The sequence below is a fragment of the Christensenella sp. MSJ-20 genome (assembly GCF_044357945.1).
Lineage (GTDB): Bacteria > Bacillota > Clostridia > Christensenellales > QAND01 > QAND01.
Genome location: NZ_CP076563.1, coordinates 996293 through 1012137 on the forward strand (window position 1 = coordinate 996293; position 15845 = coordinate 1012137).

A 15845-nucleotide genomic window follows, 5' to 3' on the forward strand; every position below is an offset into this window, starting at 1 on the left:
TTAATTATCAAGAGGTGGTTAACATGAAGCGAAACGCCATGGTGGACGTCATGGTCAAGAAAGCAGCCCGGGAGGTTATTAAAAATCCCGATAAGGCCCTTCCCCGAGGTCTAAAACTCGTAGAGAGCCTGGACCGCAAAAAAGTCAACGCCCGTACCTACGAAGCCCTGCACACGGTGCTGGACGATCCCGATAACAACTGGAACATCTTTCTCCACAACATCTTTTCAAACGTAGCCCCCGAATCCCTGGAAAAGCTATCGGTAAGCCTGATCCTAAACGCCGCTATGGAAAGCTACAACAAGCGGATGGAAAACGTAAAAAAGTATGACTGCAACATCCCCTGGGCGATTCTTATGGATCCCACCGCCGCCTGCAATCTAAAGTGTACCGGCTGCTGGGCTGCGGAATACGGAAAAAACGCCAGCCTCCCCTACGATGTGATGGAAAAGGTGATCCGGGAGGGCACCGAGCTTGGAGTCTATACCTACATCTTCTCGGGAGGGGAACCTCTGGTACGAAAAGAGGAATTAATTCAGCTTTGTGACAGCCATCCCGAGTGCATCTTTCTGGCCTTTACCAACGGCACTTTGGTGGATGAAGCCTTCGCCAAGGAGCTGCGTCGGGTAGGCAACTTTGGCTTGGCCTTCTCCATCGAGGGCTTTGAGGAGGAGACCGATATGCGGCGAGGCGCTGGTACCTATCAGGCGGTAATCCGGGCCATGGACCTATTAAAGGCCGAGGGCGTAGCCTTTGGGTTCTCTACCTGCTACCATAGCAAAAACGTGGACTGCGTGGGTTCTGATGCCTATGTGGACTTCATGATTGAAAAGGGTTGTCTCTTCGGCTGGTATTTCACCTACATCCCGGTGGGGGTGGACGCGGTGCCGGAGCTTATCGCCACGGCGGAGCAACGGGAATTCATGTACCACCAAATGCGGAAGTGGCGGCAGACCAAGCCCGCTTTCCTTCTAGACTTCTGGAACGACGGCGAATATACCCTGGGATGTATCGCAGGGGGACGCAACTACTTCCATATCAACGCTGCAGGAGAATGCGAACCCTGCGCCTTCATCCACTATGCAAATGTGAACATCAAGGATTGCAGCCTGCTGGAGGCTTTGCAGTCCCCTCTGTTCATGGAATATCATAGAGGGCAGCCTTTCAACCAAAATCATCTGCGCCCCTGCCCCCTCCTGGATAATCCCCACTGCCTTAGGGAGATGGTGGAGCGCTCCGGCGCCCATTCCACCGAAATGCTCTCTCCCGAACCGGTAGAGCAGCTAACCAGCAAAACCCAGGCGGCTTCCGAGGCTTGGGGACCGGTAGCGGACCGAATCTGGGAGGATCCCAACGAGCCAAAGTACGCTTCCCGGTCCCGGCTATACCATCAAAAAGCCGATGGTTCCCCCATGGAGGATTCTCCGGAGGACACGGCCTCCGCGCCAGAGGATACGGACATCAGCGCCAACTAGCGGGAGATCACGAATACACAAGGGCAACTTCTAAAAAGGAGCACTCGTATGGAAAACATACGGGTGCTCCTTTGCGTTCCACCGGCCCTTTCCAGATCCATCGTCTGGACTCAATCAATCAAAAAAAACCCTTGCAAAGCAATCCAAAATAGATTATTCTATCCATAAAGGTAACTACTTATCTATTTGAGGTGAAAGAATGGCAGTACCCGCGGATTCACCCAGCCCTCGGCAGCAATTGGAGACCTTTGAGCCGCAAAAGGCCGCTCTGGGCATGGTCTTTCTGTTGGCCAATCAGTTGGAGACGGTGGGTAATCATTTTCTGGGTGAGCTGACCAGTAAACAATGGTTTTTGCTGGCCAACCTTGACTCCTTTTTTCAAGCGCCTCCTACCATCAGCCAAGTGGCGCAAACCATGCATATCAGCCATCAGAATGTCAAACAGCTGGCTTTGAAGCTCCAAGCCAAAGGATTTGTACAGCTTCAAAAGGACGCGCAGGATCAGCGGGCATGGCGCATTCACCTGACGCAGAAAGCCTATGCATACAGTTCCGCACGACTCGGTAAGGATCTAGCCTTCCTGGAAGCGCTTTTAAACGGCGTCTCCCCCGTCAGTCTGGATTCCTTCCTTGCCACCGCCCTGCAGATCCATGATAACCTGACCCGGATGGAGGGTCAGGATCTAACAGAATAGATTAAATCGGAAAGGAAACGCCCTATGAAGATGCCTCTCGTTCTCTTTCGCTCCTACTACGGCAGCACCCTTCAGTACGCGCAATGGCTAGCCCAAAGCCTATCCTGCCCCTGCTTTGATGTCCGGAAAGTTCCCAAAAGCGCCCTAATACACCATGATCCCATCGTATTTGGAGGCGGGCTGTATGCTGGAAAGATGGCCGGCGCTTCCGCACTTCTTCGGGAGGAAGCGCTTCTTCTGGATAAGCATCTGGTGGTTTTCACCGTAGGCGCCTCCGATCCTACGGACACCAGTAAATATGCCCAACTGATAGAAAAAACCTTCTCCCCCGCTCTTCGCGCCCAGACCGCCTTTTTTCATCTGCGAGGCAATCTGGAATACTCCAAGATGAGTTTCCAACACCGCACCATGATGAAACTGTTAAAGAAAATGGTGGAAAAAATGCCACCCCAGCAGCGTAGCCAGGAGGATCAGGACATTCTTTCCACCTTTGGGGTGGATACCTATTTTGTGGATGAAAGCGCCCTAGCCCCCATTTTAGACCATATTAAAACGCTATGATTCCTTCCATCCCGATATAGCCCGGTTCCTTAGGGATCCGGGCCGCGCTTTGTCCCCATGGTCCGCCCATCGCACAAAATGTCAAATTCTTCTTATCAAGATCTTATAGTTGCGTTGACAACTTTATTTCGAGTGCTATAATAAAAGCATATTGAATCCGTATGATAAGAAGGCGATTGCGGTTTGAAAACCCTTGAAACACCCCAGGAAAAGTTCCGCCGTATGACGGAAACCCCCATTCCGAAGCTCATCGTGCGCTTGGCAATCCCCACCATCATCAGCATGATGATCACCTCCATTTACAACATGGCCGATACCTTTTTTGTGGGACAAATCGGCACCAGCGCCACCGGCGCCGTGGGTGTAGCTTTCTCCTTGATGGCCATCATCCAGGCCATTGGATTTACCTTTGGCGCGGGCAGTGGCAATTACATCTCCCGTTTGCTGGGACAACAGCGCCACGAGGAAGCTGAGCGGATCGCCGCTACCGGTTTTTTTACCGCCCTCATCGCGGGCCTGATCCTAGCCGTGGCAGGCGAGCTGTTTTTGGAGCCGTTGGTGCGGATATTGGGCGCCACGGAGACCATCCTCCCCTATGCGATGGATTACATCCGCTGGATTCTCGTGGGTGCCCCCTATATGATGGCCTGTTTCGTGCTCAACAACATCCTGCGGTATCAGGGCAGCTCCTTTTATTCCATGCTGGGAGTGGCCACCGGCGGCATCCTAAACATCGCACTGGATCCCCTGTTTATCTACGCTTTCAATCTGGGGACGGCCGGTGCCGCCATCGCCACCATCATCAGCCAGTTTGTCAGCTTCTGCATCCTGCTGCATCACAGCCGGCGGCCCGAACATATCCACATTAAGTTTCGGATGTTCACTCCTACCTGGGCGGTATATAAAGAGATTTTACGGGGCGGCCTCCCCTCCTTTTACCGCCAGGGACTGGGTAGCCTTGCCACCATCAGCCTAAACTTTGCCGCCCATCCCTATGGGGACGCCGCCATTGCGGCCATGTCCATCGTCAACCGGATCTTCCAATTTATCCACTCGGTACAGCTGGGATTCGGCCAAGGCTTTCAACCGGTATGCGGTTTTAACTACGGCGCTGGACGCTATGACCGCGTGCTGGAGGGCTTTTGGTTCTGTATCAAAGTCAGCGTGGGAATCCTCTGTGTACTCTCTTTGGTGGGCTTCATCTTTGCGCCCCAGATCATCCCCATCTTCCGCAGAGACGCCGATGTAATCGCTATCGGCACCCTGGCCATGCGGCTCCAGTGCGTGGCCTTCCCCCTCAACAGCTGGGTGGTCATGAACAACATGCTCTGTCAGACCATCGGCAAGGGTACCGCCGCCTCCCTTCTATCCATCGCGCGGCAGGGGATGTTCTTCATCCCCATCATCCTGATCTTCCCCAGCCTCTTCGGTCTGTTGGGCGTTCAGATGGGTCAGCCCTGCGCCGATGTCTGTTCCTTCCTTCTGGCCATCCCCATTGGCGCCCGGGTTCTAAGGGAATTAAAGGCAGGACCTAAGAATACGTCCGTCGCTCCCTCTGGGGAATCCTCCGATGCCGCAATGGAAGAAAAAGAGGAGGCGTTGTCATGACGGCTCCCCACGCAAACCGCTTTATCTCCATGATCTATCGCTACGGCCAGCGCATCTTTGCCCGCATGCTGCGGCAACGGCAGTTGCCTGTTGAGGCAGGACAGCTCCCCTTCCTATTCCAAGTGTACCGGCATCCTGGCATTACCCAGGAGGGGATCTCCGCCAACATCGGTATGGATAAAGGCACCACGGCCCGAATCATCACCCAACTGGAAAACAGCGGCATGGTCACCCGCAATCCCGATGAGAAGGACCGGCGCCTCAACCGCATTCATCCTACCCAGGCAGCCCTGGACATCCATCCTGAGATCACGGAAATCGTGGAGGAATTCCATAGCCTTCTGTATCAAGGACTCAGCCCCGAGGAGATCACGCTGGCAAAGCAGCTCCTGATCCACATGAAGGATAACCTGGCCGCCTATCTCCGGGAGGATCGGGGTGCAGTAAAACCGGGTTCTACAGCCGATTCCAAAGACGCCGTTCAAAAACAGTAACCGGGGACTCTTGAGTCAGCATCTGGAAAAATGGTATACTGAAATTGGTTGCACATACAATGATTTGACCCCCTCCGGCAATTCTTCGGAGGCCGTCCCATAGGAGGAATCCCCGTGAAGGACCCCTGTCCCATCTTTCGTTGTACTTCAATGCTGTACCGTGCCGGCCAAGCGTTTTATGACCGGCAGCTCAAACACCATGGCATCGGCTCGGGGCAGCAGTTTTTTCTGCTACGCGTTTATGAGGAGCCGGGCATCAGCGTGTTGGAACTAGCCCAGCGCGGCGGCTATGATAACGGCACCGCCACCCGGGCCATCCAAAAGCTGGAATCCCAGGGCTATGTCCGCATCCTTCCCGACGAGGAGGATCGCCGCGTACGGCGGATCTATATCACCGATAAAGCCATGTCGGTAATTAAGGACACCTATGCCGCCAAACGGGAATGGAACGGCATCCTGATGGAAGGACTCACCGCTGAGGAGCAAGCCGAAGCCGAACAGCTGATGGCCCGCATCTCCCAAAATGCCCGTTCCCATATGCGGGAGGGGAAGGACCAATAATCTTTGAGAGGAGTCGCCCATGAAGCTACTATGGAGACTGGGAAAAGCCGCTAGAAAATACAAGGGACTCTACATCATCGCCATTCTTTCCACCTTTGTTTTAACGCTAATCAACCTGGCCGCACCCAAGCTCCTCTCCTCTATGACAGGGGTGGTGGAGTCTGGCGGCAATGGCGCCGCCAGAACCATTGGGCTATTGACGGCTCTCCTCATCGTTCTATATCTCATGCGGATTCTGTTCCGCTATCTCAGCAACTACCTAACCCATAAGGCCGCGTGGCATTTAGTGGAGGATCTGCGGGTCCAAATTTATGACCGCATCCAGGGATTTTCCATGGGTTTCTTTCATGATAAGCAGACCGGCGATCTCATGAGCAGAGTGGTCAACGATACCAGCAGTTTTGAATTGCTGTATGCCCATATCATCCCTGAGATGGTCACCAATCTCACCACCCTCCTGGGCGTGCTGGTGGTGCTGCTCACCATCAATGTGAAACTGGCGCTGATCACCTGCATCCCCATCCCCTTGATCCTCTATTCCGGTCGTATCTTCGCTACCAAGGTTCGTCCCAACTTCCGCACCATGCAGCGGGCCTTGGCCGGCTTGAACGCCAAATTACAGGATAATTTCTCCGGCATTCATGAGATCCAGGCCTTTGGTCAGGAGGAGTATGAAAGCCAGCGGGTTGAGGAACAGGCCGGTGTATTCACCCGCGCCATGCTGCACGCCCTGCGGTATAGCTCGGTGTTTCACCCCGCGGTGGAGTTCCTCTCTTCTATCGGCACCATTTTGGTGGTTGGAGTGGGCGGCATGCTGGCCCTTTCCGGCGGCCTATCGGTCCCGGATATCGTGGCGTTTTTACTGTATTTAAGCCTATTCTACACCCCTATCTCCGGGCTGGCCCGGTTGCTGGAGGAAGCGCAGCAGGCCTATGCCGGGGCGGAGCGGGTCATGCAGATCCTAGACACCCAAGCCGAAATTCAGGATGAGCCTGACGCCCAGGATCTCAAGGACGTCAAAGGCGGTATCCGATTTGAGCATGTGGATTTCTCCTACGAGGCGGACGCTCCCGTTTTAAGGGACATTGATTTCGCTATAGAGCCGGGACAGATGGTGGCCCTAGTGGGCCCCACAGGGGTAGGAAAAACCACCCTTACCCAGCTCATTCCCCGCTTCTACCAGCCCAGCAGCGGGCGCGTATCCATCGATGGCGTGGATGTAGGAAAGGCCACCCTGAAGAGCCTCCGCGCCTGCATCGCCCCCGTCATGCAGGATACCTTCCTCTTCAACGGTACCATTCTGGACAACATCCGCTATGCCAACCCGCAGGCATCCGACGAAGAGGTGGCGGCCGCCGCCCAGGCGGCCAGGATTCATGACAGCATCATGGCCATGCCGGATGGATACCTAACCCGGGTAGGTGAGCGGGGCGTGCGGCTGTCAGGCGGACAGAAGCAGCGTATCGCTATCGCTCGTGCCATCCTTCGGGATGCTCCCATTATCATTCTTGATGAGGCAACCGCCTCGGTGGATGTGGAGACAGAGCGGGAGATTCAGGAGGCCATTGGTCGGCTCGCCGGTACCCGGACCATCGTGGCCATCGCCCATCGGCTGTCCACCATCCAAAATGCCGATCTAATTCTGGTGCTGGAAGAGGGCCGCATCGTTCAACGGGGCAGCCATCAAGAGCTGCTTCAGGAGGACGGACTATACAGCCGGCTTTGGCGGGCCCAGGGAAAGAAACTGGATTTGCTGGCTTCTGGTGAATAAAGGCAATAAAAAAAATCCCCCATGGGGGGATTTTTTTATTGCCTTATTACTCAGCCTTGTACAGGGATTCGCCCTGCACAAAGGTCTGCACCACGTGCAGCTCGGAATCCATGATGACCAGATCCGCACGGCGGCCGATCTCGATCTTTCCACGATCATGGAGCTCAAAACACCGAGCGGCATTCTCGGTAAACATGGTACCAATATCCTCCATGGAGTATCCCAAGCGTTTCATGGTCCGCATGTTGGCATCATAAGGATTCGCGCCGGTTACCAGCTTCCCCTCAGGGCTCCGCACCGCGCCATCCTTAAAGATCACAGTCTTGCCGTTGTCCTCATAGACACCCTCGGGCATCCCCACGTATTTGGAGCTGTCGGACACGGGGATAATCTTCTCCACGCCTTTGCAGCGAATGGCCAGATCGATGAAGGGCTTTGCCACATGCACGCCGTCACAGGTCATCTGGAGGTAAAGCCGCTTATCCAGAAGCAGACCCACGGTGGAGCCGCTGAAGTGGTGGTCCATCAGAGGAAGGCCATTATAGAAATGATCCACGATCCGGGCGCCCCGGTCGGCGGCCTCGTACATCTGCTCGGTGGTACCCTCGGTGTAAGCGATCATCGGCACAACACCCTGGGTTACCAGCCAGCTAATCCACTCCATAGCGCCGGGCAGGTCGGGAGCGCAGAAGATCATCTTTACGTCGGAAAGGTCGTTATCACAAACCGCCAGGGTGTGCTCAGGGGTGGGCGGGGTATGATCCGCGTAATAGGCGATGGAGCGGTTCCGGTAGGGCATATAGGGGAAGATACCGAAGATATCGGCGCCCCGGCAGCCCTTGGCCTCGCGGATGTTCCGCATGGTCTGCTGGGTGGTCTCTACATCCCGCACAAGGGGAGTCGCCAAAAAGCTGGTCACGCCGAACTGGGGCAGCATACCGGCAATGGTCCGCACCGCGTCAGCGCTATCCTCATAACTACACATCTTAGCCCCGTGGATATGGGTATCGATCATGCCGGGGTAGAGATAGTTGCCGCCAGCATCGATAACCTCGTCGTCCGCCAAATCCTTGCCGATGTTGGTGATCACGCCATCCTTGAACTGGACGTCGATGTCAAGGTACCGGCCGTTAATAAACACCTTTGCATTTTTAATGACCATGGATTCGCCTCCAAATGAAAATATTCTAGCAGTTTTATGATAACACAAATCCCTGCATCCGCAAGTATTTGGGAGGGCAGGCACAATGCTGATTTTGAAACGGAAAAAGCCTCCGGCCCAGACAGGCGCTCCTCCATCAGGACGGCCCGCCGCCCAACTGCTTCTCAATGGGAATCAGTACCGTTTCATATCGTTCGATCTTGGCGTTTAACCGGTCCAGCGTCTGCTGCAGCTCCTCCATCCGGCTGATCAGCTGCCGGCGCTGCTCCAATAAAATCTGCTTTCTAGCCTCGCTGGTGGAGTCCCCCTGTTGACATAACGTTACATATTCAATGAGCGCCTCCACCGGAAGGCCAGCGCTTCGCATACATTTGGCAAAGCTGACCCACTTTAAATCGTCCTCGGTGTAATCCCGTATCCCTCCGGTGGTACGATGCACCGCAGGAATCAGTCCAATGCGCTCATAGTAGCGTAGGGTGTCCGCCGACAGGCCATATTTCTTGCTTACCTCCGCGATGGTCATGGAACATCCTCCGTCATGCTTTCTTCTGGTTCCTCCGCTGGATGGCCTCGGACAGGTTTGTCATGATCTCAGGAATCTCAATCTCCTGGGGACATAACGCTTTGCAGGCGCCGCAACCAATGCAGTTCATGGGCATCTCCTGCGGCGTGAGGGAGGCCAGAGTGAAATTCAATCCAGGAGACGCGTCGAAGGACATCTCGTTGTAGATGGAGATCAGCTTGGGGATATCCAACCCCTGAGGACAGGCCTCACAGCAGTACCGGCAGGCAGTACAGGGAACCAGATTCACCAGGGTCGCAACCACCTGGTTGATCAAAGCAGCATCCTCCCGGGTCCACTCCGTGGGCTGAGAAAAAGTACCCAGGTTGTCTTTAAGCTGCTCCATGGTGCTCATGCCGCTGAGGGTTACCTGCACTCCAGGCAGGTTTTGAAGGAAGCGAAACGCCCAGGAAGCAATGGAGTCGTTGGGGCGCGCCTCCTTCAGCATGGCCGTGGTTTGGGGGTCCAGGTTGGTGAGCCGCCCGCCCCGGCAGGGCTCCATGACGATGACCGGCAGATTGTGTTCTACCAGGATCTCGTATTTCCGTTTGGCGTCCTGAAGCGTCCAATCCAGATAATTTAGCTGAATTTGAGCGAATTCAAAACAGTCGTAGCGATTCAAAAAGCGCTCAATGGTCTCTGGCCGGGCATGGGTGGAAAAGCCCAGGTGTCGAATCCGGCCGGCCTTCTTCTCCTCCAATAGATACTCCACCATGCCCAGATCCTCGTTGGTATAAAGGTCATAGGAGGTTTCGTTGAGGTTGTGGAGAAGATAAAAATCAAAGTACTCCACGCCGCACTTTTTCAGTTGTTCCTCAAAGATTGCAGCGGGGGAGGATATCTCCAGCCCAGCCAAGTAGCCCTGAAAGCCCAGCTTTCCGTTTTGAAAGTTCATCATATGGCCTGGCATTTTGGTGGCCAGATACCAGGTATCCCGAGGAAACGCCTTGAGCGCCTCCCCCACCACCTCCTCGGACTCTCCATCGTGATAGCGATAGGCGGTATCAAAATAGTTGACTCCGTTCTGGTAAGCATAGGCGATGATCTCCCTCGCCTTTTCCCTGTCGATGGGTCCTTTTTGTCCAGCGATAGGAAGCCGCATATTTCCCATGCCCAAAGTGGATAGCTGCAAATCCTGAAATTGCTTATAAATCATTTTAATCGACCCCTTTCTTCTTTTGATGGCATAGCCTTTTTATATCCATTGCCTGACTCTCTACATACCCTATAACTTGGAGTGCACTCCATGTCAAGAGGAATCTATCCTTTTTTTGTGCCGTCTTATATAGTTTGCATGGTTCATCCCCATATTTTCAAAAAAGGATTGCCGCACGCCGCTCCCTCAAATAACAATAGCCCGAAGCGGGGCTTCCTCCGCTTCGGGCTATTCCAACCAGCCCCTCTTATGCCAGGGCACAGCTTACCGGCGTATACCCCGCCTCGGTAACGGCGTCCATCAACACCTGATCTGGCACATCCTTTAATAGGATCACCATAGCCTGCTTCTTTTCCAGATCCACCGTAGCCTCCTGTACGCCATCCACAGCAGCCAGGGCCTTTTGCACATGGGCCTGGCAATGGGCACACATCATGCCATCTACGACCAATACTTTTTTCATAGCAATCTTTCCTTTCTTTTCCGCCGACTCATGTTCAGCGGTTGTATTCGTCTTTTCCGCTTCGGGCTCTTTCCCCTCGGACACCGCTTCTTGGTTCGTCTGTTGTTCCCGTCCGTGGAAGAACCGCAAACGAAGGGCGTTAGTAACCACACAAACCGAGCTAAGACTCATGGCGGCGGAGCCAATCATGGGGCTCAAAAGCAAACCAAAGGCGGGATAGAGAACGCCTGCCGCCAGGGGAATCCCCAGGATGTTGTAGAAAAACGCCCAGAACAGGTTCATGTGGATATTGCGGACCACCGCACGGCTCAGTTCAATGGCCTCGGCCACATCCAAAAGGGAATCCTTCATCAAAACCACATCGGCGGATTCGATGGCGATATCCGTCCCCGCGCCGATGGCGATGCCAATATCCGCCCGGGTCAGCGCAGGCGCATCGTTGATGCCATCCCCCACCATGGCCACCCGGTGACCCCTTTCCTGAAGAGCCCGGATATTGGCTTCCTTCTCGGTAGGAAGCACGTCGGAGATCGCTTGTTCAATGCCCAATTCCCCACGGATGGCCTCAGCGGTGATCCGGTTATCCCCCGTAAGCATCACCACGTGAAGGCCCATCTGGGAAAACCTACGGATGGCGGATCGGCTGGTTTCACGGATGGTATCCGCCACCGCAATGATGCCAGCAATTTTTCCATCCCGAGCAAACAGCAGAGGGGTCTTGCCCTCGTGCGCCAGCCGTTCCACCCGATCCTGTACCGGGCGCCGCACCGATTCATCCGAGAGGAGTTGGTTTTCCTCTAAAAACGCCATATTGCCCGCCAGATAGGCATGGCCGTTGACCGTTGCCTGAATTCCCCGGCCTGAAGAAGCCTGGAATTCCTCCGCCTTTGGCACGGGGATGTGCTCCGCTTGAGCCCGCTCCATCACGGCTTGGGCCAGGGGATGCTCGCTTCCAGCTTCCGCAGCAGCAGCCTCCCCCAAAAACTCCAGCTCGCTTAAGGATGGATCCATCACCAATATGTCCGTTACAGAAGGATGTCCCGATGTAATGGTGCCGGTTTTATCCAGAACGATGGTGTCCACGCTATGAAGATGCTCCAGGCTTTCCGCTGACTTGATGAGAATCCCCATCTCCGCCGCCTTTCCGGTTCCCACCATGATGGCCACAGGGGTAGCCAGCCCCAGCGCGCAGGGACAGGAGATCACCAGCACCGAAATGGCGTTGGAGAGAGCGAACTCAAAGCTCTGCCCCACCAGGAGCCAGACCGCGGCGGTGATTACGGCGATTCCAATGACGATGGGCACAAAGATGCCGCTCACCCGGTCCGCAAGCCGGGCGATGGGGGCTTTCGAGTTGCCCGCCTCGTCCACCAGACGAATGATCTGACTTAGGGTGGTATCCTCTCCCACCTTGGAAGCCTGAAACCGGAAGGTTCCGTTTTTGTTGATGGTTGCGGAGATCACCGTATCGCCCGGCCGTTTTTCCACCGGAATGCTCTCGCCGGTGATGGCCGCCTGGTCCACATAGCCAAAGCCTTCCATCACCACACCGTCCACGGGAATTCCCTCCCCAGGGCGGATGACCACCACATCCCCGGCTACCACCTGCTCTGCCGGAATGGTCTGCTCCACGCCGTCCCGTACCACTACGGCGGTCTTGGGCGCCAAATCCACCAACTTCCCAAGGGCATCCGAGGTCTTGGCCTTGGACCTGGCTTCCAAATACTTTCCTACCGTCACCAGGGTCAGGATCATGGCTGCCGATTCAAAATATAGCGCATGGGCATATTGATGGACCAGCCCTAAGTCCCCATGCCCAAACCCATAGGCCATCCGGAACATGGCAAACAGGCCATAAATCAAGGATGCTCCCGAGCCGATAGCCACCAGAGAATCCATATTAGGCGCTCGGTGAAACAGGGATTTCAACCCGTTTTGAAAGAAATGCCAGTTGATGAAGATGACCGGAATGGTAAGCACCAGCTGGGCCATGGCGTTCACCAGAGCGTTCTCCATCCCGGCTAAAAAGCCGGGCACGGGCAGGGACATCATCTCTCCCATCGCGATATACATGAGGGGGATCAGCAGCAAAACCGAGGAAATCAAACGGCGCTTCATGCCCTCCTGCTCTTCCCGCGCGCGCTCCTTTCTATCCTGCCATTGGCCGCGAAACCCTTCCGCTTTGGCTTCTGAGGATCTCTGAGGAGATGCGCCATAGCCGATCTCCCGTACCGCTGCGGCGATGCGCCCTTCATCCATTTTATTTTCGTCGTAGGTGACCGTCATTTGGTTGGCCAATAGGCTTACATCCACCGTCTCCACACCGTCCAACTTCCCCACACATCGGGTTACATTGGCTTGACAGGCGGCACAGGTCATCCCCGTCACGTCAAATTTTTCCGTTCTCACAGTCTCTCCGCTTCCCTTCTGCCCTTACTTCAACTTTTTGATGAGTTCCATGGCCTCATCCACCACATCTACGTTCCCTTTTTGGATCTCCTCCACCACACAGGTTGTAAGATGGTCCTGCAAAAGCAGGTACCCAAAGGACTGGAGGGCACTTTCCACCGCCGCCACCTGCATGAGGATATCCCCACAATAGCGGTTATCCTCCAACATATTGGCGATACCTCCCAGCTGCCCCATCATACGTTTTAATCTATTCTGCAGTTGGCGCAGTTCCTTTTCCCCGCGAGGGGTGGCCTTGTGCCGGTGTACACATTCCGTACTTTTGAAATTTCCACAATCCAAGCTATTTTGATGCTCCATATCGTCCCTCCCATAATACCCCCATAGGGTATCTTTCAACGATAGTATAATACCCCCTACCAGTATTTTCAACCCTCATTTTTTTATGCATAAAGAAAACGGGATGGCATACCACAGGCCATCCCGCCTTCTTCCTTCCGCCCCCGCAAGGGGATGAAGTTGGAGGGGTTCATGCACACAATCAATGTGAAATGGACAAAGTTATTCCGCCAGGGCTTCCCCCATGGCATGGCAGGCAGCCTCCCCAGATATATCCGGTGCGCCATTACAGATTACACTGTCGCAAACAAGCTGAGCCCCCAGGCGTTGGCAGACGGCCTCCCAAGAACGCATCCACTCGCCATCGCCCCAGCCATAGGATCCGAACAATGCAATTCGCTTCCCGCCCAGTTTGGGTTCACAGCCAGCAAACATGGGCGCAAAAACATCCTCCTCCAGCTGCTCCACCCCCATGGAGGGACAGCCAAAAGCCACCGCATCGAAAGAATCCATCCGGTCAGTGCCGAACTCCGACGCTGGAAGCAGTTCCACCAAAGCGCCAGCTTCCTGCGCGCCAGCCGCCACGGCGTTGGCCATGGCCTCTGTATTTCCAGTTCCGCTCCAATATACCACCGCGATTTTACTCATAGTTGCTTACCCCCAATCTAAAATATTTTAAAACTCAAGCAGCCACCGTCAACTGCCAAATCGATTTTCCTTGGGCCCACAGCTTTCCATAGATCTCCCGGCATTGATCAAACCGTGCAAAAAGCTCCCTGGCCTTATGCTCGTCACAATACACCTTCCAGCAGCCGGTACACTTACAGTTCTTACCCTCATTTTGAATAAATCCAACAACATCACCCAGAGGATACCCAAGAAAAAGTCCAATTTCATGGGGGAAAGCGCTCCCAATCTCCAGCCGCTGCATCAGACGCTCTAGAGCTGCCGGCACATCCAGACTCAAATACCCATATTCCCTTAAGAACTGGGCTACGCCGGGTTTCTGCAGATCTCTTTTAAGATGGGAGGTGCGGTATAGATAGACCAACACCCCTTCTGGTCTCCGCCGCAGCGCCATCAAAACAAGCCCCTTTTCCCGCAGCCGTGCGTTCCAAGTATGAATCTGCCGATCCAGTTCCCCCTCTACAGTCTCCTTGAGACAAATCAAGCTGCCCGCCTTCAGCGACGCTAGAGTAGGCGCACAGTGCTCAATCAAATATCGTTCCAGCTGCATGGTCCTCTCTCCAGTGCAATAAAATTCCGGCAATCCGGTACTCCTTTTATTGACACCAGCGGTACCCCTTAAACCCCTTGAGGTCCATCCAATACAGACCATACCCGATATCCTCCATTTCATCCGCCCGCATGTTAGCATACACTAACTTATGGGCGGTAAAAAACGCGGCTCAACTGCCGCTCCTTTAGTTAGCATATGCTAACTACTTTGATTTTACTCAATCCTTTGAGAAAGGTCAAGCATTTTTTGCACGGAAGCGCTTGCTTTTTGAAACGCCATAGGGTAAGGTGGATACACCGATGGTTAGCTTTTGCTAACCTCTTGCGGCAGTTTCCACTGGAACTCGATTTGGAGGTGTGGCATATGGACATAAAAAATTCCCCGTATCCGGAAGGGCGAACCGCCTTTTCCATTCCTGTTCTCGGAGAGAAACCCATCAACGCCGTGCTTTTGGCGGGAAAACGCCCGGGAAAAACCCTTGTGGTGACCGCCGGCGTACATGGCAACGAGTATGTGGGAATCCAAGCGGTGCGGGAGCTGATACGCGAGATTCAACCCCTGGAACTTTCCGGACGACTGTTGCTCGTTCCCCTAGTCAATGAGTCGGGCTTCTATCAAGGTACCCATTTGATCCCCGCCGACGGGAAAAACCTCAATCGGTGCTTCCCAGGATCCACGCGGGGAAGCACCGCGCTGCGAATGGCCCACGCCCTTGAAAGCGCTCTGTACAATCAAGCGGATTTTCTTGTAGATCTCCATGGGGGTGGAGCCAGCGAGTCCATGACTCCCCTGGCCTTTTTCCCCGTTGGCGCCGGAGCGGAAATGACCCGCATCACCCGGGCTGCCGGCAACGCTCTCACCGTGGACTTTCTGGTGCAATCCTATGCGGATAACGGGCTCTATAGCTATGCCAATCGGTGTCAAATCCCATCGCTGCTTCTGGAGCGGGGAGGTGGTGCCGCTTGGGACGACGCACAGGTTCATGCCTGTAAACAAAATATTTACGAACTCATGGACCATCTAGGCATTCTTTCCTGCAAAAAGACGCTCTCTCCGCCCCAGGAGATCCAGGAAGCCCGGTATGAGGAAGCGGCGGAGGCGGGTTTCTGGTATTGCAGAAAGAAACCTGGGGAGCCCATTTACAAAGGAGAGGTTTTGGGCAATTTGCTGAACAGCCAAGGGGAGCTACTCCAGCAATGCATAGCGGCATACGATGGCGTGGTTCTCTACCTCACCCACGCTTTAGGGGTAAAAAAGGGCGGGCCTTTGATTGCCTACGGCAAGCGGGTATCGAATACCCCGTAAAAAAGCCCTGCCAATGGCAGGGCTTTTTTACGGAAATCAACGTAG

15 protein-coding genes are annotated in these 15845 nt (G+C 54.5%); 8 read left to right on the forward strand and 7 right to left on the reverse strand.

The window, feature by feature from the left end; all coding sequences use genetic code 11:
• Positions 1-23: 23 nt before the first annotated feature.
• From KP626_RS05085 to KP626_RS05115, 7 genes are all read left to right on the forward strand, one after another.
• Positions 24-1475: a radical SAM protein gene (locus tag KP626_RS05085; protein ID WP_395975417.1), complete on the forward strand. Its 1452-nt coding sequence runs from the start codon at positions 24-26 to the stop codon at positions 1473-1475.
• 199 nt (positions 1476-1674) lie between these two features.
• Entirely contained in the window at positions 1675-2169 is a 495-nt protein-coding gene (locus tag KP626_RS05090; protein WP_395975419.1) for a MarR family winged helix-turn-helix transcriptional regulator, read from the forward strand.
• A gap of 24 nt (positions 2170-2193) precedes the next feature.
• Positions 2194-2730, forward strand: coding sequence for a flavodoxin domain-containing protein (locus tag KP626_RS05095; RefSeq protein WP_395975421.1), 537 nt, complete (start codon positions 2194-2196; stop codon positions 2728-2730).
• 183 nt (positions 2731-2913) lie between these two features.
• Positions 2914-4338: an MATE family efflux transporter gene (locus KP626_RS05100; RefSeq protein ID WP_395975423.1), complete on the forward strand. Its 1425-nt coding sequence runs from the start codon at positions 2914-2916 to the stop codon at positions 4336-4338.
• A complete protein-coding gene (locus KP626_RS05105) occupies positions 4335-4832 on the forward strand; it encodes a MarR family winged helix-turn-helix transcriptional regulator (protein WP_395975425.1) in 498 nt (165 codons plus the stop codon). Before KP626_RS05100 ends, KP626_RS05105 begins: the two co-directional genes overlap by 4 nt.
• A 114-nt stretch (positions 4833-4946) precedes the next feature.
• Entirely contained in the window at positions 4947-5393 is a 447-nt protein-coding gene (locus KP626_RS05110; RefSeq protein WP_395975427.1) for a MarR family winged helix-turn-helix transcriptional regulator, read from the forward strand.
• Between the two features lie 19 nt (positions 5394-5412).
• Positions 5413-7164, forward strand: a complete 1752-nt coding sequence (locus tag KP626_RS05115; RefSeq protein WP_395975429.1) for an ABC transporter ATP-binding protein — start codon at positions 5413-5415, stop codon at positions 7162-7164.
• Positions 7165-7210: 46 nt separating this feature from the next.
• Here KP626_RS05115 and KP626_RS05120 read toward each other — a convergent pair whose 3' ends face one another.
• The 7 genes from KP626_RS05120 to KP626_RS05150 form a co-directional block, all read right to left on the reverse strand.
• Positions 7211-8326 carry an N-acetylglucosamine-6-phosphate deacetylase gene (locus KP626_RS05120; protein ID WP_395975431.1) on the reverse strand — a complete coding sequence of 372 codons (1116 nt, stop codon included), beginning with the start codon at positions 8324-8326 and terminating at the stop codon, positions 7211-7213.
• A gap of 136 nt (positions 8327-8462) precedes the next feature.
• The gene (locus KP626_RS05125; protein ID WP_395975433.1) at positions 8463-8849 is read right to left on the reverse strand and encodes a MerR family transcriptional regulator; all 387 of its coding nucleotides are present in this window, start codon (positions 8847-8849) and stop codon (positions 8463-8465) included.
• Between the two features lie 13 nt (positions 8850-8862).
• Entirely contained in the window at positions 8863-10044 is a 1182-nt protein-coding gene (locus tag KP626_RS05130) for an aldo/keto reductase (RefSeq protein ID WP_395975435.1), read from the reverse strand.
• Positions 10045-10291: 247 nt separating this feature from the next.
• Entirely contained in the window at positions 10292-12916 is a 2625-nt protein-coding gene (locus KP626_RS05135; RefSeq protein WP_395975437.1) for a heavy metal translocating P-type ATPase, read from the reverse strand.
• 24 nt (positions 12917-12940) lie between these two features.
• A complete protein-coding gene (locus KP626_RS05140; RefSeq protein ID WP_395975439.1) occupies positions 12941-13276 on the reverse strand; it encodes a metal-sensing transcriptional repressor in 336 nt (111 codons plus the stop codon).
• A gap of 201 nt (positions 13277-13477) precedes the next feature.
• Positions 13478-13903, reverse strand: coding sequence for a flavodoxin (locus KP626_RS05145; protein ID WP_395975442.1), 426 nt, complete (start codon positions 13901-13903; stop codon positions 13478-13480).
• A gap of 34 nt (positions 13904-13937) precedes the next feature.
• On the reverse strand, positions 13938-14492 hold the full coding sequence (locus KP626_RS05150) for a DUF3793 family protein (RefSeq protein WP_395975444.1): 555 nt from the start codon (positions 14490-14492) through the stop codon (positions 13938-13940).
• A gap of 366 nt (positions 14493-14858) precedes the next feature.
• Here KP626_RS05150 and KP626_RS05155 point away from each other — a divergent pair, with 366 nt between their 5' ends.
• A complete protein-coding gene (locus tag KP626_RS05155; RefSeq protein ID WP_395975446.1) occupies positions 14859-15800 on the forward strand; it encodes a succinylglutamate desuccinylase/aspartoacylase family protein in 942 nt (313 codons plus the stop codon).
• Positions 15801-15845 lie beyond the last annotated feature (45 nt).